The sequence below is a fragment of the Salinimicrobium profundisediminis genome (assembly GCF_026241755.1).
Classification (GTDB): Bacteria; Bacteroidota; Bacteroidia; order Flavobacteriales; family Flavobacteriaceae; genus Salinimicrobium; species Salinimicrobium profundisediminis.
Map to the genome: position 1 here is coordinate 21181 of NZ_JAPJDA010000001.1, position 19219 is coordinate 40399.

Sequence of the window (19219 nt, forward strand, 5' to 3'; positions counted from 1 at the left end):
CTTTTTATTTTAGTAAATCGCCAACATAAGGCATTAATGCTAAATGACGCGCACGCTTAACGGCTACAGCCACTTTTCTTTGATACTTCAAAGAGGTTCCGGTTAAACGACGTGGCAACAATTTACCCTGCTCGTTTACAAAACTCATTAAGAAATCTGGATCTTTGTAATCAATATACTTAATCCCAGATCTTTTAAAACGACAGTATTTTTTTGTCTTGCTGGTCTCGATATTAAGAGGAGTAAGATATCTTATCTCTCCGTCTTTCTTTCCTTTAGCTTGTTGTTCAATTGATGACATACCTTACGCTTTTTCTTTGTTTCTGTTTCTTCTCTTTTCAGCCCAGGCTACAGCGTGCTTGTCTAACTTTACAGTTAGGTAACGCATCATACGCTCATCTCTGCGAAATTCAACCTCTAGAGGGTTAATAGCTTCACCAGGAGCGGTGAATTCGAAAAGGTGGTAAAATCCACTTTTCTTGTGCTGAATAGGATAAGCTAGTTTTTTTAGCCCCCAATTCTCTTTTGATATCATCTCGGCACCGTTAGAAACAAGAAAATCTTCGTATTTCTTAACTGTTTCCTTTATCTGGTCATCAGATAAAACGGGATTCAAGATGAAAACAGTTTCATAATGATTCATAAAAATTTACTTTAAATTTAATTGGCTGCAAAAGTAACACTAATCTTTAATATAACAAAAAAGAAACTGCTGGGGTAAACTGCTTTTTTAATCGATGAAATGAGCTTTTTCTTTTTTTTATAATATTTTTTATTTATTATTGCTAATACTAACCTAATAATAAGTGTTAACCAAAACTAAGTGGAAGAAGTTATACTCAAATGTGCGGTCGTTGATGATTCCAGCTTGCAAAGACTATCTATTGTAAAGCTAATTAAAGATCATCCCAATCTCAAGCTTGTGGCCGAATATAACAATGCCATTGAAACTAAGAACGGCCTCCTGGATACCGAAGTTGACCTTATATTTCTTGATATAGAAATGCCCATTCTTTCAGGATTTGACCTGTTGGATGACCTTCCTAATAAACCACAGATTATTTTTGTTACCGGAAAAACAAAATACGCATTTAAAGCTTTTGATTATGATGCAGTAGATTACCTGCATAAACCCATCTCTAAAGACCGTTTCCTGAATGCTGCCTCAAAAGCAATAAATCTTTACAGGCTTAAACATGATGGCACCCCGCCAGAAGATGAAAACTACATCTTTGTAAAAAGCAATTTAAAGAACCGAAAAGTTTTTCTCAATAAGCTGAAATATATAGAAGCACTTGGCGATTATGTGAAATTTGTAACTGAAAAAGATAATTTCGTGGTACTTGCCACTATGAAGTCTTTTGAGAACCAGTTACCCTCAAATAAATTCCTGAGAATTCACAAATCCTACATTGTAAATCTCGACAAAATTGAGCGTTACAACAGCAGGAATATTGAGATTGACAAACAACAGATCCCGCTTAGCAGGCATAAAAAATCAAACCTTATTGAAGCCTTAGCCGCAAATCAATAAGGATCTACATTAATTACTGTTTTCACACCCCTGTAAGCCCCTATAGCTTTAAAGCTCTGCAAGATCCTGCCAATTAATTTCTTTGTCTTTGATAAAGACTGTCCCTGCGGAATTTTCACAAGAATATTTTTATAGTACTCGTTCCTTATTCTCGCTACCGGCGGAAACTCCGGTCCTAAAACATGCTCCCTAAAGGTATTTTTCAAGGAAAGTGCAAGCCAGTCTGCCCCCTCGTTTACTCTAGAATAATCCCTGCCTTTAAGCGAAATCTTAATAAGCCTGTAAAATGGCGGGTATTTATAATTGCGCCGCTCTTCTAGCTGCTCTTTGTACATTTCGTGGTAACTATTGGTAGAGACCTGCTGAACGATTTGATGATGAGGATTAAATGTCTGGATAAGAACCAGACCTCGCTTTTGGGTTCTTCCTGCCCTGCCTGCCACCTGCAGCATTAACTGGAAACTGCGCTCATGAGCCCTGAAATCGGGGAAGTTTAGGAGCGTATCGGCATTCATGATGCCCACCAGCCTCACATTTCTAAAATCGAGCCCTTTGGTCACCATTTGTGTCCCCACCAGGATGTCGATCTTTTCTTCTTCAAAAGCCGAAATTATTTTCTCATACCCCTGCTTTCCACGGGTGGTATCAAGATCCATCCTACCTATTTTATGATCGGGAAAAAGTGCCTTCAGCTCAGTTTCCACCTGCTCTGTCCCCAGGCCTTTGGTAGAAAGTTCAGGGCTGTCACAGGCCATACATTTTTGCTGCATAGCCATGTGGTAACCGCAATAATGGCAACGCAACTGGTTGCTATGACTGTGATAGGTCAAACTCACATCACAATTAGGACATTGCGGCGAATGGCCACAGGTGTTACATTCTAAAATTGGACTAAATCCACGTCGGTTCTGAAAAAGAATTACCTGCTCCTTATTCTTCAGGGTTTCTTTGATCTCCTCCAGCAGCCTGTCCGAAAAATGACCTGTCATGCGTTTTTTACGGTGCTTCTCCTTAATATCCACGATCTCTATTTCGGGCAGCAGTACATCACCATAACGACGCGCCAGGTTCACCAGTCCGTATTTAGAGTGATCGGCGTTGTAGTAAGATTCCAGCGAAGGCGTGGCCGATCCCAGCAGCACTTTCGCATCCTGCAGTTTTCCCAGTACCACAGCGGTGTCCCGGGCATGATATCGTGGCGCAGGGTCATATTGTTTGAAAGTAGATTCATGCTCCTCATCTACGATAACCAAACCTAAATCGTGAAACGGAAGAAAGATACTTGAGCGCACCCCAATCACTATACGTGCTGTTTCTTTGTTTTGCAGCACACTTTGGTACACCTCTACCCTCTCATTGACCGAATACCTGCTATGAAAAATAAGCACCTGCTCACCAAAATAATTCTGAAGCCTGGCAATAAGTTGAGCAGTAAGAGCTATTTCAGGCAGCAAATACAGTACCTGCTTTCCCTGAGAAATGGCTTTCTCAATAAGCTTTACATAAATTTCGGTTTTGCCGGAGGAAGTGATTCCGTGGAGCAAACATACATCCTGCGATTCAAAAGAAGATTCGATCTCCTGTAAAGCCTTTTCCTGATATTCATTAAGCTGCAGGTTTTTTCCGTGGTTTTCGAGATCAAAGCTGAAGCGGGAAATTCCTATTTTCAGCTCTTCTAAAACGCCTTTATCTATAAGCGATTTTATTACTGAAGCTGAAGCACCGCTTTTCTTAGCCAGTTCAGAAACTTTTACTGAAGATTTCCCCTTGGCCGATTTTGCTGAGATCCCAAAAAGGGTAAAAATCACCTCCCTTTGTTTTGGAGCCCTGTTTAGCTCATCGAGCAGTTCGTGCATGGATGCATCCTCTAGATACCGGTCATGAAGTTTTACGAAGCGCTCAACTTTAGGCTTGTACTGCTCATATATTTCCTGGTTCACTACCGCCAGCTTTTTCTCCACCAAAGAATTAATTATAGGGAGCACGGTCTTTCTATCGAGCAGCTGGATAATTTCGTTGATCTTTAAAGATGATTTGGTTTGCAGGGCTTCCACCAGCAAAAATTCGTCATCACTCAGCGCGTCGTCATCAATTTCGACATCCTTTGCAAGCTGCACTATAGTTTCACTTTCCAAAAGAAAGGGACCGGGCAAAGCCGCCCGAAGCACCTCCCCTTCTGAACACATATAATAAGACGCCACCCAGCTCCACATTTTCAACTGGCTCGCTGTTACCAAAGGGGTTTTGTCGAGAATTTGCTCTATAGGTTTGGCCTCGTAGACTTCAGGAGGTCTTTGATGTACTTCAGAAACAATTCCCGTATAAATTTTTGATTTTCCGAAGGGAACGGCCACGCGCATCCCCGGCTTTAGAAATTGCGCCTCGTCTTTGCTAACGCTGTAAGTAAAATGCTTCTCCAGCGGAAGGGGTAAAATAACATTGATGAAAAAAGGCATTTTTAAGGCTTGTGTTTTAAGCAAAAATAAGAGGAATTAACTGCAAAAATAAACCATCCTGAAAAGAATGGTTTATTAGGTATTTTTTAATCAGAAAAAATTATTCTGCGGCAAGAAGATCATCTTTAAGTCCGTCATCGGCTGGCCTGTTAGATAACCAGATGCCAAAAAGGGCTTTTTTAAACTCTTTTCCTGTAACTACACCGCGCTCTTTACCGTTCTTGTAGGCTACCATTCCTTTCCCTGGAAGGTAAACCAGGTCAAAAATGTCATTTTTCTGAATGTCTTCCTTGAAGAAGCCAAGCAGTTTGTCAATTTCACTTTTAATAGGGGCAGTATTGCCGCCGGTAGAATTCTCAAAACCTTCGGTCACTGCATCTACCATTTTATCACTGGTAATCAATTTGGAGACGATGTGAAGCCTTATAGCCATAGGCTTATCGGCATTTAATATTTCCTGGGCATTGTTGTTCTTTTTGTCGAGATAAAGTGCGGCAGCATAGAGGTCTATCCAAAGTTTCTCCCTCACACCGGCCCCGTTAAGGTAGAGTGTGTGGTCCTGGAAATTTTGAGTGGCGGGAAGCACTACTCCTCCAACCTTTTTTTGAGCCACCGCTGTAGAGGATACCACTACAGCTACTAATAATAAAAGCAGTTTTTTCATAGATTCTTGTTTGTTAAAGATTACTTTTTGTTCCTTTTCAGCTTCATCAAAGAAGCATTGAGTTCAAAACCCAGCAACAATATATTAGAATTTATCCATATATAGAACATTAAGATCAATAATGCTCCAATAGAGCCGTATAATTCGTTATAAGCTGAAAAATTTTCAATATACAACCCAAATAGATAGGTATTCAGTAAAATAAAGATCGTACAAAAGAAAGCTCCTATCGAAAAGAAACGGCTTAGCCTACTTTCTTTGGTTCCAAAATAATAAAGTATGGCTATGGCCAGATATATCATTGTCGTGAAGATCACATACCTCCCCAAATTCGCCCAAATCACTGCATCGTTTACTACCTGCAGCACTTTAAGATCTTCGGTTAGGTAGGTAAGATAAACCCACACTACTACAGTAATAAGCAATAATAACGCCAGAATTAAAGAAACCCCCACTGCAATAAAGTACTGTCTTATTATAGAACGGTTCTTTTTGGTGTGGTAAGAGAATTCAAAACCGGTAAATACTGCGTTGACGCCATTTGCCATTAGAAAAATGGACAACAAAAAAACTATGGAAAGTAACCCTCCTCTTTTCCTGGCCGCGATATCGTAAAAAATATCATTAAAAAATTCACTGGTTTCGGGCGGAAGCAGGGAATCTACAAACGCCAGGAACTCGAGTTGAAAGTCGTCAATAAAATCTATGAAAGGAATCAGGTTTAGAATAAAGAGCAGGAACGGGAAAAGTGCCATAAAGAAGCTGAAAGAAATAGCACTCGCCCGCGCCGAAAAAGTTCCCTTTACAATACCTGCATAAAAAATAATGTAGAGATCGTAAAGAGACAGGCCTTCAAGCCCGGGCAGGACTATCTTTTTCGCATGGCTCGTCCACCAATAGGTAAAGCCTTCCTTTTTTTTAGCACTTGTTTTCTCGCCCTTACTCATTTACTACACAGCTTTTAAGCTGAGATCGAGGTTATAGACAGAATGCGTCAGGGCCCCGCTCGAAATAAAATCAACACCGCAATCGGCATATTTCCTGGCGGTTTCAAGGGTGATGCCGCCGCTAGATTCGGTTTCACAACGTCCTGCAATTAAGGCAACAGCCTCCCGGGTTTCGTTGTAATTAAAGTTGTCAAGTAAAATTCTATCCACTCCCCCTGCTTTAAGGATCTGCTTTATCTCCTGGATATCCCTGGCCTCCACAATAATCTTCAAATTCAGGTTATTGCTGGCAAGGTAGTCCTGAGTCTTTAGCACCGCAGTTTCTATACCTCCCGCAAAATCTATGTGATTATCTTTTAACATGATCATATCGTAAAGCGCAAAACGGTGATTTTCTCCCCCGCCAATCTTTACGGCCCATTTCTCAAGGGCTCTTATCCCGGGCGTGGTTTTTCTCGTGTCGAGTATTTTGGTATGAGTACCTACAAGTTTATCGGCAAAAGTGCGGGTTTTAGTCGCTATGGCACTCATGCGCTGCATGGCGTTGAGCACAAGCCGCTCGGCCTTGAGAATAGACTGCGAAGCCCCATCAATGTAAAAAACAACATCCCCGGGCTTGATACGGCTGCCATCCTGCATCAATACCTCCATTTTTATTTGAGGGTCTACCTTCTCAAAAACGCGGCGGGCAAAATCAACTCCCGCAAGGATCCCACTGTCCTTAACAAGTAATTTCGCTCTTCCACGGGCATCTGCCGGGATACAGGCCAGGGAACTGTGATCGCCATCTCCTATATCTTCCCTTAAAGCATTTTCAATAATTAATTCAATTTCCTTTTCAAATTGTTCTTTTGAAATCATTGGAGTACCTATTTTTGCTAAAGTTACAAAGTAAACACTTAAATTTTACCATGACTATAAAATTGCTGACAATAGGAAAAACCGATGATAAGGCTTTGCAAAACCTCATTGATACCTATGTCAACAGGCTGGGGTTTTACAACAAGTTTGAATTTGAGATCATCCCCGATCTCAAGAAGACCAAAAACCTTTCTGTAGACCAGCAAAAAACTGCGGAAGGTAGATTGATCCTCGAGAAAGTGACTACTTCAGATGTTGTGGTATTGCTTGATGAAAACGGAAAACAGTTCTCTTCGGAAGCTTTTTCAGAATATATTCAGAAGCGTTTAAACAGCGGCATGAAGCAACTCATTTTTGTTATTGGCGGCCCTTATGGTTTTTCCGAAGAAGTCTATTCGCGCGCCGACGGAAAGATCTCCCTCTCAAAAATGACATTTTCACACCAGATGGTAAGGTTGTTCTTTGTAGAGCAGCTATACCGTGCTTTTACCATTCTTAAAAACGAACCCTATCACCATAAATAACAGCTTATGAAACTGGTTTTTGCCACTCAGAATAAAAACAAAGTAAAAGAAATACAGGCCCTGATGCCAAAAGGAATTGAGCTGCTTTCGCTCGAAGAGATTGGCTGCAGCGAAGATATTCCTGAAACTTCTCCTACTATTGAAGGCAACGCCATTCAAAAAGCCGATTATGTAAAGGAAAAATACGGCTATGACTGCTTTGCCGATGACACGGGGCTTGAAGTTGCAGCTTTGAACGGCGCGCCGGGGGTTTATTCGGCCAGGTATGCAGGTGAAGAAAAAAGCAGCGATGCAAATATTGAGAAACTACTGAAAGAACTTCAGAACAAAGAAGATCGCAGTGCCCGCTTCAAAACTGTCATTGCACTTCATTTTGAGGGGCAGCTTCACACCTTCACCGGAATTTGTTCCGGAAATGTCATTTTTGAAAGGAAAGGTTCACAGGGTTTTGGCTATGATCCTGTCTTTCAACCCGAAGGAAAAGAGGTGACATTCGCTGAAATGGAGCTTTCAGAAAAATCTAAAATTAGCCACCGTGCACGCGCAACCCAACAACTCATTGACTTTCTTGCCTCCACGAAGCTGTAAATATAAATGTAATAAGCTGCTAACTAATCCTTACCTTTGCAGCTTATTAGATATGTATGAATAATTTTGAATTAATAGGATTGAATGATGCCCTGTTACAGGCAATTAAAGACATGGGTTTTGAAAACCCGAGCGAAGTACAGGAAAAAGCGATCCCAATTTTATTGCAGGAAGACACAGATATGGTGGCTCTTGCACAAACCGGAACCGGAAAAACAGCAGCATTTGGTTTTCCGCTTATCCAAAAGATCAATGTAGACAGTAGAAAGACACAGGGCCTTATTCTTTCTCCAACCCGAGAGTTGTGTTTACAAATTACCAACGAATTAAAGAATTACTCCAAATATTTTAAGGGCCTAAATACCGTAGCTATATACGGGGGCGCCAGCATTACAGATCAGGCTGCGCAAATCAAGAAAGGTGCACAAATCATTGTTGCCACTCCCGGCCGTATGCAGGATATGGTGAACAGAAGGCTGGTAGACATTTCGAACATCCAGTATTGTATCCTTGATGAAGCCGATGAGATGCTTAACATGGGATTCTATGAAGATATCACTGAGATCCTTTCGCACACACCTTCAGAAAAAAGCACCTGGTTATTTTCGGCTACCATGCCTAAAGAGGTTGCTACCATTGCAAAGAAGTTTATGCGCACTCCGGTAGAGATCACTGTAGGAACCAAGAATATGGGGACTTCAAATGTCTCTCATGAATATTATATTGTTAATGCCCGTGACCGTTATGCAGCTCTAAAGAGACTTGCAGACGCTAATCCTGATATTTTTTCGGTAATTTTTTGCCGTACCAAGCGCGATACCCAAAAGGTTGCCGAGCAGTTAATTGAAGATGGCTACAACGCTGCAGCCCTTCACGGCGATCTTAGCCAGAATCAACGTGACCTGGTGATGAAAAGCTTTAGGGCGAGACAAATCCAGATGCTGGTAGCTACAGATGTTGCTGCCCGCGGAATTGACGTTGATGATATTACGCACGTGATCAACTATCAACTTCCCGATGAGATTGAAACTTACACCCACAGAAGTGGGCGTACCGGTAGAGCCGGAAAAAGCGGGGTTTCTATGGTTATTGTTTCCAAAAGCGAAGTTCGTAAGATCAAAGGCATAGAACGCATTATTGGGCAGTCGTTTGAGAGAAAAGAAATCCCCGACGGAAGGGAGATTTGTGAAGTACAGCTCTTTCACCTTGCCAATGAGATTAGCAAGACCGAGATCAACCACGAGATTGATAAGTACCTGCCAAGCATAGCCGAACTTTTTGAAGGCCTTACCAAGGAGGAATTACTGAAAAAATTCTTTTCGGTTGAATTCACCCGATTCTTCAACTACTATAACAATGCGCAGGATCTAAATGCAAAAGGTTCTACTGAAGTTTATGAAGATGAAGGCGACAGCACAAGATTCTTTATCAACGTAGGTGCCAAAGACGATTTTGACTGGATGAGCCTGAAAGATTTCTTAAAGGCTACTCTTGATCTTGGAAGAGACGATGTAAACCGGGTGGAAGTAAAAGACAGCTTTTCATTCTTTAATGTAGACAGTTCTAAAGCCGAAGAGGTGCTTCGCATCTTCCAGGACTTTAAGCACCAGGGGCGTCACATCAATGTAGAGATCACTAAAAAAAGTGCCGGAAAAGAACGCAGCGGTGGCGGCGGTCGTAAAGGCGGTGGTTATAAAGGAAGAGACAAAGGAGAACGCAGCTTTGACAAACCTTCAAGAGGAGGCGACAAAGGTCGAAGACGCTCATCTGACGCTCCTTCCGGAGGAAAAAGAAGATCATCTGATGCAGGATCTGGCGGACGCAAGGGAAAGAAAAGCGGTAGCCGCAGCAGCAGCATTGAAAGTTCAATAAAAAGGAGAAGATCAAAAAAGTAATCTCGAAATAGCTTTTTTGGTACAGTTTTTTCAAAGTACCAAAAAAGCTTAATCCATAGCATGAAAAAGTTTTTAGCCCCTCTCTTCCTGCTTTTCAGTTTCGTGGCCTTAGGCCAGGAAACTACTGTGGTCTCAGGTAAAGTTCTTAATGCAGCCAACGACGTTCCTATTGAGAATGCACATATTGTAAACCTCAACCAGGTAATTGGCGCCGTCTCTGCTGAAGATGGACATTTTAAAATCCAGGCCGAAGTAAATGACACCCTGTATTTCTCTTACCTCGGATTTAAATCGATACGGGTAAGGGTTACCAATGACTGGCTTAAGTACGGGGAGGTAAAGGTAAAAATGACCGAACTGGGGATCGCTTTAGAAGAAGTGGTTGTAAACCCAATACAGTTAACAGGTTACCTGGAGATTGACGCTAAAAACATTCCAATCTATGAAAATTACCGCTACAGCATCTCTGGGTTAAACCAGGGATATGAAGGAGGAGAATACAGCCCTAATGCCATTTCAAGAGCTTTGGGTGCCATCTTTAATCCAGCCGATGCGCTGTACAACATCTTTGGACGCCAGCCCAAACAAATGAAAAAGCTACGCGAAATGAAGCAGGATGATAAGATCCGGAATCTTTTGCAAAGCAAGTTTGACAGGCAAACCCTTATGGCCGTTCTGGGAATAAACCGAATGGACATAGATGAAGTTCTGCGTCGCTGCAACTACTCTACCGACTTTATAAATAACGCAAACGACTTGCAGATACTGGATGCGATGAGCGGCTGTTACGAAGAATACAAGGTTTTGAACCGATAGTAAATTCAAAAAGAGGTTCCAAAAATGACATTTTTGGGACTTCTTTTTTTATACTTGATTTGTAACATGCAGGAAGAAACTTTAAAACACCTCCTGTAAACCTTCAGTTTTAATTTAATTTGTTCCTTTCCAGGTGAGTCTTCAGGTTATACAAACCTGCTTCAAAATGCTTCCCTAAAGCACGTTCCATTCCGTAGAAAAGCATAATCACAGAAGCGGGAAATTTATGAACTCCTTTTACTCCCCACACCATTTTAGTGCGGTTAGAATCCATTTCTTTAACGGCTACATAAAGAAGGGATAAAGATTTATAGGGTTTAATGAACAGCAGTTGGGTCTCCAGGACCTTTCCTTCCTTTATCTTCACGATCTTTTGTATGCCTTCAATGTTATTGCGCCCTTTCCAGTAAGAAGTTGCTCCCACTTTACCATCTTCCCCTTTAAATTTAATTACCACTTTTGGATCATCAAGATACCAGGGAATCCACAGCGGTTGTTTTTTTAACTGGCGTACAAATGCATACACTTCAGCTTTAGGGCGATTGATCACCACCGTGCGGCTTACGTTGTATTCTTTCTTTGCCCACGCATGTAAAAATGCCACAAAGGTGATAATGCCAATGATGACATAAAAGAAAAGAGTCATATTCTTTAACTATAGGGACCTAAAAGTAAATAAATTTATTGTGTTGCCTTGAAGCGTGAAAGAATTTCGGCATAATTTTTCAAATTCTTCCTTGCCCAATCAATCTGTTTTATCACCTGCTCCTCCTGTGTAAGTTGCCAGTTGATATCGCTATTCCTTAATCTGGAACTTAAACTTTGTAAAATGATGGCTGCGGAAACCGAAATATTCAGGCTCTCGGTAAAGCCAACCATAGGGATTTGTAAAAATTCATCGGCTTCTTCCAGAACTTCCTGCGAAAGGCCTTTAGTTTCGGTACCAAAGAAAAGTGCAGCGGGCTGTGAAATGTCAAAATCCTGAAGTAGTGTGCCTTCATGAGGAGATGTGGCAATGATCCTGTAACCGTTTTTCCGCAGGGTTTTAACGCAGCTTTGAGTAGAGGTATAACGATTAATATCCACCCACTTTTGTGCCCCCATAGCAATTTCACGATCAATTTTTTTAACGTTCACCTCCTCTACCACATGTACATTTTGCACCCCAAAAACGTCGCAGCTGCGTATCACCGCACTCGTGTTGTGAAGTTGGTAAACATCCTGGGTAGCCACAGTAAAATGATTGGTGCGCTTTGCAATAACCTTCTTAAAAAGCTCTTTTCTCCTTGTAGTAAGAAAAGACTCCAGATATGACAGCAGTTTAAGATGCTCTTCCATGCCGGCGAAAGTAGCAAATACTTCGCGATTTTACCCTTTTTGAGAGGTAAGGAAATAGACTTTTACGTTATGATTTCTCAATAAAACTGCTTACATTTTAGAAATCAAATCTTTCAGAAATGAAAAAAATCGTAGTGCTTACAGGTGCCGGGATAAGTGCAGAAAGCGGAATCAACACATTTAGAGATGCAGACGGGCTGTGGGAAGGCCATGATGTAATGGAAGTTGCCTCTCCCATGGGCTGGGAACGCAACCAGGAGCTTGTGCTCGATTTTTATAATAAACGCAGGCGGCAACTACAAACGGTAGATCCTAATCCTGCTCACAAAGCGCTTAAAGAACTCGAAAAGAATTACGAGGTGCATATTATCACCCAGAATGTAGACGACCTGCATGAGCGGGCGGGCAGCAAAAATGTGATCCACCTTCACGGAGAGCTAAAAAAGGTACGCAGCACTTTTGATGAAGACCTGGTGCTGGATTGGGAGGGGGATTTGGTGGCTGGAGATTTTTGTGAACATCAACGCCAGCTGCGGCCACACGTTGTTTGGTTTGGTGAAGCTGTACCCATGATGGAACCGGCTATACAAATCACTATGGAAGCTGATATTCTTCTTATTATTGGCACCTCCATGCAGGTGTACCCTGCTGCCGGACTTTTACATTACGCTCCCGAAGGAATTCCGGTGTATTTTATAGATCCCAAACCCGCTGTAAAAGAAACCAGGCACCTGAAGATCTTTTCAGAAAAAGCCTCGACAGGAGTTCCAAAACTGGTGAAAGAACTGTTGCAGGATTCGGAGTGAACTTAAAGAATAAATACTTTTTACGGTTGCACCTTAAAATGTATCTTTAGCCTTTAAATTTTTAACCAACACTCATGACTTCTCTTCAGGCAATATCTCCTATAGATGGCAGATATTCTTCCAAAACTCAGCAACTTGCAAACTATTTTAGCGAACAGGCACTGATCAAATACCGGGTACGGGTAGAAATCGAATATTTTATTGCCCTAGCCGAACACGGGCTACCACAATTACAGGGAGTTGATCAATCAGTTTTTCTGGCGTTGCGTAAAATTTATTCTGAATTTTCTACTGAAGATGCCCTGGAAATAAAAAAGATAGAGAACACGACCAATCACGATGTTAAGGCAGTAGAATATTTTATTAAAAATAAATTCGATAGCCTGGACCTTTCGGCTTATAAGGAATTTATCCACTTTGGCTTAACTTCCCAGGACATTAACAATACGGCCGTGCCTCTTAGCATTAAAGAAGCACTCGAGAAAGTTTACAATCCGGCGCTTACGGGGCTTGTCGAAAAACTGGAACAACTGGCTACCGACTGGAAGGAAGTGCCCATGCTGGCGAGAACCCATGGCCAACCGGCCTCTCCCACCCGCCTTGGCAAAGAAATAAAGGTCTTTGTAGTGAGGCTCAAAGAACAGATCAGGTTTTTGCAGGATATTCCCAATGCAGCAAAATTTGGAGGAGCTACCGGCAACTTCAATGCCCATAAAGTGGCTTTTCCACATATCAACTGGAAAAACTTCGGAAAAGATTTTGTTGAAGGCTCCCTTGGCCTGTACTATTCTTTTCCCACTACCCAAATTGAGCATTACGACCATATGGCCTCTCTTTTTGATGCCTTGAAGCGCATCAATACCATAATTCTCGATTTAGACAAAGACGTTTGGTCTTACGTTTCGATGGATTATTTTAAACAGAAGATAAAAGAAGGAGAAGTAGGTTCTTCGGCAATGCCGCATAAAGTAAATCCTATTGATTTTGAAAACAGTGAAGGAAATTTAGGTATCGCAAATGCCCTTTTTGAGCACCTATCGGCTAAATTGCCTGTGAGCCGTTTACAGCGCGATCTTACCGACAGTACTGTGCTGCGCAATATAGGAGTGCCATTTGGCCATACCTTGATTGGTTTCGCCTCTACCCTAAAAGGACTGAATAAACTGCTGCTGAATGAGGCTAAGCTAGATGAGGATCTTGAAAAGAACTGGGCTGTGGTTGCCGAAGCCATCCAGACGATCTTGAGAAGGGAAGGTTATCCCAATCCTTACGAAGCGTTGAAAGGACTTACCAGAACCAATGAAAAGATCGATAAAGACAGTATTTCAGCATTTATTGGGCAACTGGATGTCTCTGAAGAAATTAAACAGGAGCTGCGACAAATTAGTCCGCAGAACTACACGGGAATTTAGTAGTCGGTAGTCGGTAGTCGATAGTCGGTAGTCGGTAGTCGGTAGTCGGTAGTCGGTAGTCGGTAGTCGGTAGTCGGTAAAAACTGAAAAATTCTACTGAAACTAAAATACACTTTAAAAAAAGAGGTCTCAAAAATGACATTTTTGAGACCTCTTTCCCTTTGCAGGATAAGTTTTTAATCGAGGAAGCCTTCTAATTTTGGTAATCCGGCAACATTGAGTTCTCCTTTTTCGAAAGACTTCAGGAGACGTATAAGGGCTTCAGGATTCATGTCATTTCCGGTAAGGCGTGCTATTCCGAAGCCTTTTTCATCATCGCTTCCAAATACAATCAGTTCGTCAATGGCATCTTCTTCGCCCAGGTAGTAAAGTTCAGCTTTTCGTGTGCCCCCGCCGTACCGCATAAGCTGCTGGTATTTATCAGCCTTCAGAATAGACGTTAATCGCTCTTTTTCTGCTTCATATTCTCCCTTGTTCTCTCCTTTTAATGGAAACCCAAGAATGTTCACTTTCTTAATAGTTTCCATAGTAGCCTTTTGTTCGGCGGTAAGGGCAGAATTATCACCTGTTAGTAAACTTACAGGAATGTCGAATGCCAGGTACTGGTTATCATTTTGATGCTCTACATAAAACTCCTGAAGACTGGTTTCATTGTTACAGGAAACAAACCCAAGGCATAGTAGTACCAGTATAAAAACTGAATTTTTCATCTTATTTTGTTTCTACTTTTTCGAGTTCTTCTCCTCCCGGAATCTTGAAGTCGTTGGCAAGTTTTGACACCTGCGCAAGGTTGATTTCTCCGGTAATGTTAAGGATTACCGACATGGGTTTATTCTTGTCTTCACCTTCCATGAACATAAACAACTGGCTCACGTAATCGTCATTTTTGCCGGGTTTGTAATAAAAACGCACTGTTTTGCCGTCTTCGGAAACTCTCATAAGCTCCTCCATACTGCCTTTTTTGATGTATGATGCCACATCAAGAGCCATTTGCTGCCGAATGTTCTCTTTGGTTGTTGAAAGCACTTTCATCTCCTTAAGGTTCTCAATAAGATCAATGTAAGCCTGGGTTTCAGGATCATCGGCATTAAGGTCAATTTTAGTGAGTAACTTGAACATTTTACTTGTTACCACTACCGCGTCTACTTCTTTCATGCCCTCATATTTATCAAAGGTTTGAGCTCCCGAAAGAAAGGGTAATATAAGTGCCAGTAAGGCTAAGCTGAACTTTTTCATGATTTTGATTTTTGGGTTATTTTACAATTTTATCTTTAGTATTATTAAATTCTTCTATGTAGCTAAGATCTTCGGTGCCGGCGTTCATATACAGGGACATCATCTCAAGGGCTTCCCTGGTTTTTTGCATAGCCAGTTCGGGATCTTCGTAAGTACCAAACTCGCTCACCTGGTTTTCCTGCTGTATTACAACTCCCAGGAAGATCACAATAGAAGCGGCGATTGCTACCCACGAATACACTTTTTTCCTGCCCGGCTCCAGCTTGTTTTTATGAGGTGTGTAAGCAACTTCCCTGTCAAGCTTTTCGGTCTTTGCCTGGTCAAAGTAACAGAACATGGGAATGTACTGTTGCAGGTGTGGCGCGACCTCTCCCGAACTAAAGTAGTTCTTTAGGCGGGCTTCTTCTTCTCCCGTGGTTTCGGCTTCGAAGTAGCGATCTAGCAGTTTCTCAATTATTTGCGATTCCATAGCGGTGTCTTTTAATCATTTCTTCTTTTATTTTTTTTCGGGCCCTGCTTAAAGCTACCCGTATAGCTGTCTGGTTCATTTGGGTCATTTTAGCTATCTCTTCATATTCATACTGCTCCACCTCCCTTAACTGGATGAGGATCTTTTGCTGTTCAGGTAGCTCGGCAATGATCTTCTCCACCCAGTTCAGGTCATCCTGTATCTCTACTTTGTGCTGCAGTGAAGTTTCACCACACTCGTAATTGCTGTGAACAATGCGCAGGTTATTGTTCTGTTTCAGCTTAAGTTGATCGAGACAATGGTTCCGGGTAACGGTCATGGCAAAGGCCTCTACATTGTTATAAGAACTCAATTTCTCTTTACGGCTCCAAAGCTTCAACATCACTTCCTGTGTCGCATCTTCTGCAGCCTCTTTTGAAACAAGTAGCCTTAAGGCAAGCCTGTACATCTTGTCCTGCACCGGTTTCATGAGACTTATAAAAGTATGCTGTTTCATTTTTGGTTTGGTTGGCAGGGCTTTTTTAGGGCCCTTTCCTTTACGACGACGTTGAAGGTACTTTGTTACCAATAAATATTAAAAAGTATATTTATTCGTATTACATTTAAAGTGATAAATATGGATAAAACTATGAAATCTACCCCGAAATTACTCCTCTCTTTTTTCATGTTGCTGTTTATCTATGGTTGCCATGACGACCGTGATGACGTACTTGTAGCTTCGGGCGAGCTGGAAATTAAAAATTTTATTTGGCGGGCTATGAACGATATGTATCTCTACAAGGCCGATGTTCCCAATCTTGCCGATGATCGTTTTGCCAACCAGGAAGAACTCAACGAATTCCTTAGAAGTTATTCATCTCCCGAAGAACTTTTTTATGAAGGCCTGGTAGCCGATTTTGATGATTTCAGTTTTTTGGTGCAGGATTACAGGGCTTTGGAAAAGTTGCTTGACGGCATCAATACTTCAAACGGAATGCAGTATGGCGTGGTGGCCTATCCTCCAGGCTCCCAAAACGTAGTGGGTTATGTGCGGTATGTTTTGCCCAATACTTCAGCTGAAGAGCAGGGAGTAAAGAGAGGAGATTTGTTCAACAGCATAGATGGCGTAGAACTCAACCGGGAAAATTATTCAAGACTGCTGCAACAGCAAAGTTACACTATAGGTATGGCAGAGTTCACTGAAGGTGAGATCATCGCTACAGGAGAGACCATAAACCTGCAAAAAGAAGAGTATACCACCAATCCTGTTTATATCGCCACAACCTTTGAAACAACAAATGCTACGGTAGGCTATCTCATGTACAACGGATTTACAGGCACTTTTGATGATGTTTTAAACAATACTTTTGCATACTTCAAAGCCGAAGGAGTTCAGGAATTGATTGTAGACCTGCGATATAATGGCGGGGGTTCGGTTGAGACTGCCAGCGATTTGGCCAGTATGATCACGGGACAGTTCACCGGGGAGATCTTCAGCAAAGAACAGTGGAATGAAGAATACCAGAACCTATTAGAATCTACCGCCCCCGAAAGTCTGGTCAATCTTTTTGACGACAAAATAAGAACAGGAGCAGCCATAAACAGCCTCGGACTGGGAAAGGTATATTTCATTACTACTTTACGGACTGCCTCGGCCAGCGAGCTGGTAATCAACGGACTTAAGCCCTACATCGATGTGATTCAGGTAGGGGAAAACACTACCGGAAAATTTCAGGCTTCCACTACGCTATACGATTCGCCAAACTTCCGTAGAAACGGAGCAAATACTGGGCATTCTTACGCGGTACAGCCCCTTATTTATAAGAGCCTGAACGTCAATAATGTCACCGATTATTCCGAAGGGCTTTCTCCCGATGTAGAAATAAAAGAAGATTTTACAGATCTCGGAGTATTGGGAGATCCTAACGAGCCCTTACTGGCGGCGGTGTTAAGCCTCATAGAAGGACGCACTTCCGAAATGAGTGTCAAAAATGGCATTTTTGAGGTGTTAGGAGAAAGCAGTAATTACGACCTACTTCACCAAATGATGTATACCGAAGATCCTGATTTGCCAGGCACCTCGAAAGTGGAATTTTAACATATATTTTGCATTTTTCTTTGGTACTAATCGCGATTATCTTAGTTTTAGCCACCACTAAATGTATTTTACATGAAGAGATTATTTATGCCGCTATTCCTGCTGGGAATATTTTTCACCTCCTGCTCCAAAGATGACGATGTACAGGAAAAGGAACCCGAAATAACTCCCGATGCACGGGATTACACTGTTGACCTATTCATACATCGCGCAATGGCCGATTGGTACCTTTATGAAGCCGAAGTGCCCGAATTACAGGAAGGTTATTTCAAAAACCTTCAGGAGAAAAAAGACTTTTTTGCAGATTTTGACGAACCTGAAGAAACCTATGAAAATTTAAAAGCCTCACATGACAGGTTCAGTTTTATGTGGGATGATTATACCGAGCTGGAAAAATTGCTTTACAGCGGGATAGAAAAAACTACAGGGATGGTTTTTGCCTACGGAACTATTGGAGGTGGAAGCGATGCTTTTATAATTACAAGATATGTAGTGCCCGGTTCTCCTGCAGACCAGGCAGGGATCAAACGCGGGGATATTTTTCTTGAAGTTAACGGACAGCAACTGACTGTTGGTAATTTAGGCCAGCTTTTGTCTCAGGACAGCTTTAGCGTTTCTTATGCCGAAATTAATAACAATACGATTGGTTTAAGCGGAAAAACAGCACAGCTTACAAGTGTAGAACTGGCTGAAAATCCGGTGCACGTAGCCAAGGTTATAAAACATAACGACCTAAATGTTGGGTACCTTATGTACAACGGATTTACTTCAGATTTTGATCCGAAACTCAACGAGGCTTTTGGTTTCTTTAAAGCTGAAGGCGTTGATGAACTTGTAATTGACCTTAGGTACAACGGAGGAGGATCGGTTGAAACGGCCTCCGACCTTTCATCAATGATCACCGGTGGATTTAAAGGCGAGTTACTTGCCGAATTGATTATGAATGAGAAATGGAAAGCGATCTATGAAGCAGAAGCTCCCGAATATGTTAAATTCAGGTTCAATGACAAGATACATACCGAGGAAGACATTAACAGCCTGAACCTGGCGAGGGTTTATATAATTGCCACCCGTGGCTCTGCTTCTGCCAGTGAACTTTTGATCAATGGATTGGATCCTTACATCGAGGTGGTTCATATTGGAGATAATACTGCAGGAAAATACCAGAGTTCAAGAACCCTGTACGACTCAAGTCATATCATGTTCGCCAAAGAGAACGTTAACCCTTCACATAAATATGCCATCCAACCGCTCATTTCAAAAGTTGCAAACTCAGTAGGAAAAAGCGATTACGACAACGGTTTAACTCCCGACATCAAAGCATCAGAAGGCCTTAATTATCTTCCCCTTGGAGACCCAGAGGAACCCTTATTAAAGGTTGCTTTAAATGCCATTTCAGGAGAGACTGGCGGAGAGGCGGCAACTGCTGCACAAAAAAGAATGCTCAATGACAGGTTTAAGATTGAAGGAGAGAGCGATATGTTTCAGCCTACCTACCAAAGAATGTACACCAATGAGTTGCCTTAAAAACGCAACTAGATCTATATACATACCATAAAAAAATCCCGCAAAAGCGGGATTTTTTTATTTAAAACA

At 41.8% G+C, this 19219-nt stretch carries 21 protein-coding genes; 9 read left to right on the plus strand and 12 right to left on the minus strand.

The window, feature by feature from the left end; genetic code table 11:
- Positions 1-4: 4 nt before the first annotated feature.
- Together rpsR and rpsF are read right to left on the minus strand one after the other, a co-directional pair.
- Positions 5-301 (minus strand): 30S ribosomal protein S18, encoded by a 297-nt coding sequence (rpsR, locus tag OQ279_RS00105; protein WP_037324607.1) that lies wholly within the window; start codon positions 299-301, stop codon positions 5-7.
- A gap of 3 nt (positions 302-304) precedes the next feature.
- Positions 305-643: a 30S ribosomal protein S6 gene (gene rpsF, locus OQ279_RS00110; RefSeq protein ID WP_029036470.1), complete on the minus strand. Its 339-nt coding sequence runs from the start codon at positions 641-643 to the stop codon at positions 305-307.
- Between the two features lie 180 nt (positions 644-823).
- On the opposite strand from rpsF, the gene OQ279_RS00115 reads away from it, so the two are divergent.
- Positions 824-1534 carry a LytR/AlgR family response regulator transcription factor gene (locus OQ279_RS00115; protein ID WP_266067717.1) on the plus strand — a complete coding sequence of 237 codons (711 nt, stop codon included), beginning with the start codon at positions 824-826 and terminating at the stop codon, positions 1532-1534.
- Here OQ279_RS00115 and priA read toward each other — a convergent pair.
- From priA to nadC, 4 genes are all read right to left on the minus strand, one after another.
- Complete coding sequence (gene priA, locus OQ279_RS00120; RefSeq protein ID WP_266067718.1) at positions 1528-3990, minus strand: replication restart helicase PriA; 2463 nt, start codon at positions 3988-3990, stop codon at positions 1528-1530. The genes OQ279_RS00115 and priA overlap by 7 nt on opposite strands.
- 100 nt (positions 3991-4090) lie before the next feature.
- Positions 4091-4654, minus strand: coding sequence for a chalcone isomerase family protein (locus tag OQ279_RS00125; protein WP_266067719.1), 564 nt, complete (start codon positions 4652-4654; stop codon positions 4091-4093).
- A 20-nt stretch (positions 4655-4674) separates the two neighbouring features.
- Entirely contained in the window at positions 4675-5601 is a 927-nt protein-coding gene (locus OQ279_RS00130) for a YihY/virulence factor BrkB family protein (RefSeq protein WP_266067720.1), read from the minus strand.
- A gap of 3 nt (positions 5602-5604) precedes the next feature.
- Positions 5605-6462 carry a carboxylating nicotinate-nucleotide diphosphorylase gene (gene nadC / locus OQ279_RS00135; RefSeq protein WP_266067721.1) on the minus strand — a complete coding sequence of 286 codons (858 nt, stop codon included), beginning with the start codon at positions 6460-6462 and terminating at the stop codon, positions 5605-5607.
- Positions 6463-6512: 50 nt separating this feature from the next.
- Between nadC and rlmH the strand changes: the two genes are divergently transcribed.
- The 4 genes from rlmH to OQ279_RS00155 are packed head-to-tail and all read left to right on the plus strand — an operon-like array spanning position 6513 to position 10285.
- On the plus strand, positions 6513-6986 hold the full coding sequence (rlmH, locus tag OQ279_RS00140) for a 23S rRNA (pseudouridine(1915)-N(3))-methyltransferase RlmH (RefSeq protein WP_266067722.1): 474 nt from the start codon (positions 6513-6515) through the stop codon (positions 6984-6986).
- A 6-nt stretch (positions 6987-6992) separates the two neighbouring features.
- Complete coding sequence (locus OQ279_RS00145; RefSeq protein ID WP_266067723.1) at positions 6993-7574, plus strand: non-canonical purine NTP diphosphatase; 582 nt, start codon at positions 6993-6995, stop codon at positions 7572-7574.
- 56 nt (positions 7575-7630) lie between these two features.
- The gene (locus tag OQ279_RS00150; RefSeq protein WP_266067725.1) at positions 7631-9469 is read left to right on the plus strand and encodes a DEAD/DEAH box helicase; all 1839 of its coding nucleotides are present in this window, start codon (positions 7631-7633) and stop codon (positions 9467-9469) included.
- A gap of 60 nt (positions 9470-9529) precedes the next feature.
- A complete protein-coding gene (locus tag OQ279_RS00155) occupies positions 9530-10285 on the plus strand; it encodes a carboxypeptidase-like regulatory domain-containing protein (protein ID WP_266067726.1) in 756 nt (251 codons plus the stop codon).
- A gap of 109 nt (positions 10286-10394) precedes the next feature.
- On the opposite strand, the gene OQ279_RS00160 is transcribed toward OQ279_RS00155, so the two are convergent.
- Both OQ279_RS00160 and OQ279_RS00165 read right to left on the minus strand, forming a co-directional pair.
- The gene (locus OQ279_RS00160; RefSeq protein ID WP_266067727.1) at positions 10395-10931 is read right to left on the minus strand and encodes an SRPBCC family protein; all 537 of its coding nucleotides are present in this window, start codon (positions 10929-10931) and stop codon (positions 10395-10397) included.
- Positions 10932-10966: 35 nt separating this feature from the next.
- Positions 10967-11623, minus strand: coding sequence for a TrmH family RNA methyltransferase (locus tag OQ279_RS00165; protein WP_266067728.1), 657 nt, complete (start codon positions 11621-11623; stop codon positions 10967-10969).
- Between the two features lie 119 nt (positions 11624-11742).
- On the opposite strand from OQ279_RS00165, the gene OQ279_RS00170 reads away from it, so the two are divergent.
- Complete coding sequence (locus OQ279_RS00170) at positions 11743-12429, plus strand: SIR2 family NAD-dependent protein deacylase (protein WP_266067729.1); 687 nt, start codon at positions 11743-11745, stop codon at positions 12427-12429.
- Between the two features lie 74 nt (positions 12430-12503).
- Positions 12504-13841 (plus strand): adenylosuccinate lyase, encoded by a 1338-nt coding sequence (gene purB, locus OQ279_RS00175; RefSeq protein ID WP_266067730.1) that lies wholly within the window; start codon positions 12504-12506, stop codon positions 13839-13841.
- A 176-nt stretch (positions 13842-14017) separates the two neighbouring features.
- On the opposite strand, the gene OQ279_RS00180 is transcribed toward purB, so the two are convergent.
- From OQ279_RS00180 to OQ279_RS00195, 4 genes are read right to left on the minus strand one after another with little or no spacing between them, the layout of a single operon-like run.
- Complete coding sequence (locus OQ279_RS00180) at positions 14018-14551, minus strand: GFO_1091 family lipoprotein (RefSeq protein WP_266067731.1); 534 nt, start codon at positions 14549-14551, stop codon at positions 14018-14020.
- 1 nt (position 14552) lies between these two features.
- Positions 14553-15077, minus strand: a complete 525-nt coding sequence (locus tag OQ279_RS00185; RefSeq protein ID WP_266067732.1) for a GFO_1090 family protein — start codon at positions 15075-15077, stop codon at positions 14553-14555.
- A gap of 16 nt (positions 15078-15093) precedes the next feature.
- On the minus strand, positions 15094-15546 hold the full coding sequence (locus OQ279_RS00190; protein WP_266067733.1) for a PG0215 family putative anti-sigma factor: 453 nt from the start codon (positions 15544-15546) through the stop codon (positions 15094-15096).
- On the minus strand, positions 15527-16042 hold the full coding sequence (locus tag OQ279_RS00195) for a GFO_1088 family ECF-type sigma factor (protein ID WP_266067734.1): 516 nt from the start codon (positions 16040-16042) through the stop codon (positions 15527-15529). Before OQ279_RS00195 ends, OQ279_RS00190 begins: the two co-directional genes overlap by 20 nt.
- Positions 16043-16162: 120 nt before the next feature.
- Here OQ279_RS00195 and OQ279_RS00200 point away from each other — a divergent pair, with 120 nt between their 5' ends.
- Positions 16163-17623 carry a GFO_1087 family putative carboxy terminal peptidase gene (locus OQ279_RS00200; protein WP_266067735.1) on the plus strand — a complete coding sequence of 487 codons (1461 nt, stop codon included), beginning with the start codon at positions 16163-16165 and terminating at the stop codon, positions 17621-17623.
- A 72-nt stretch (positions 17624-17695) separates the two neighbouring features.
- Complete coding sequence (locus OQ279_RS00205; protein ID WP_266067736.1) at positions 17696-19150, plus strand: GFO_1087 family putative carboxy terminal peptidase; 1455 nt, start codon at positions 17696-17698, stop codon at positions 19148-19150.
- Positions 19151-19219: the final 69 nt, after the last annotated feature.

Coding starts and splice junctions, on each gene's coding strand:
- rpsR (WP_037324607.1), bottom strand. CDS start 301: ATGTCATCAATTGAACAACAAGCTAAAGGAAAGAAAGACGGAGAGATA.
- rpsF (WP_029036470.1), bottom strand. CDS start 643: ATGAATCATTATGAAACTGTTTTCATCTTGAATCCCGTTTTATCTGAT.
- priA (WP_266067718.1), bottom strand. CDS start 3,990: ATGCCTTTTTTCATCAATGTTATTTTACCCCTTCCGCTGGAGAAGCAT.
- OQ279_RS00125 (WP_266067719.1), bottom strand. CDS start 4,654: ATGAAAAAACTGCTTTTATTATTAGTAGCTGTAGTGGTATCCTCTACA.
- OQ279_RS00130 (WP_266067720.1), bottom strand. CDS start 5,601: ATGAGTAAGGGCGAGAAAACAAGTGCTAAAAAAAAGGAAGGCTTTACC.
- nadC (WP_266067721.1), bottom strand. CDS start 6,462: ATGATTTCAAAAGAACAATTTGAAAAGGAAATTGAATTAATTATTGAA.
- rlmH (WP_266067722.1), top strand. CDS start 6,513: ATGACTATAAAATTGCTGACAATAGGAAAAACCGATGATAAGGCTTTG.
- OQ279_RS00145 (WP_266067723.1), top strand. CDS start 6,993: ATGAAACTGGTTTTTGCCACTCAGAATAAAAACAAAGTAAAAGAAATA.
- OQ279_RS00150 (WP_266067725.1), top strand. CDS start 7,631: ATGAATAATTTTGAATTAATAGGATTGAATGATGCCCTGTTACAGGCA.
- OQ279_RS00155 (WP_266067726.1), top strand. CDS start 9,530: ATGAAAAAGTTTTTAGCCCCTCTCTTCCTGCTTTTCAGTTTCGTGGCC.
- OQ279_RS00160 (WP_266067727.1), bottom strand. CDS start 10,931: ATGACTCTTTTCTTTTATGTCATCATTGGCATTATCACCTTTGTGGCA.
- OQ279_RS00165 (WP_266067728.1), bottom strand. CDS start 11,623: ATGGAAGAGCATCTTAAACTGCTGTCATATCTGGAGTCTTTTCTTACT.
- OQ279_RS00170 (WP_266067729.1), top strand. CDS start 11,743: ATGAAAAAAATCGTAGTGCTTACAGGTGCCGGGATAAGTGCAGAAAGC.
- purB (WP_266067730.1), top strand. CDS start 12,504: ATGACTTCTCTTCAGGCAATATCTCCTATAGATGGCAGATATTCTTCC.
- OQ279_RS00180 (WP_266067731.1), bottom strand. CDS start 14,551: ATGAAAAATTCAGTTTTTATACTGGTACTACTATGCCTTGGGTTTGTT.
- OQ279_RS00185 (WP_266067732.1), bottom strand. CDS start 15,077: ATGAAAAAGTTCAGCTTAGCCTTACTGGCACTTATATTACCCTTTCTT.
- OQ279_RS00190 (WP_266067733.1), bottom strand. CDS start 15,546: ATGGAATCGCAAATAATTGAGAAACTGCTAGATCGCTACTTCGAAGCC.
- OQ279_RS00195 (WP_266067734.1), bottom strand. CDS start 16,042: ATGAAACAGCATACTTTTATAAGTCTCATGAAACCGGTGCAGGACAAG.
- OQ279_RS00200 (WP_266067735.1), top strand. CDS start 16,163: ATGGATAAAACTATGAAATCTACCCCGAAATTACTCCTCTCTTTTTTC.
- OQ279_RS00205 (WP_266067736.1), top strand. CDS start 17,696: ATGAAGAGATTATTTATGCCGCTATTCCTGCTGGGAATATTTTTCACC.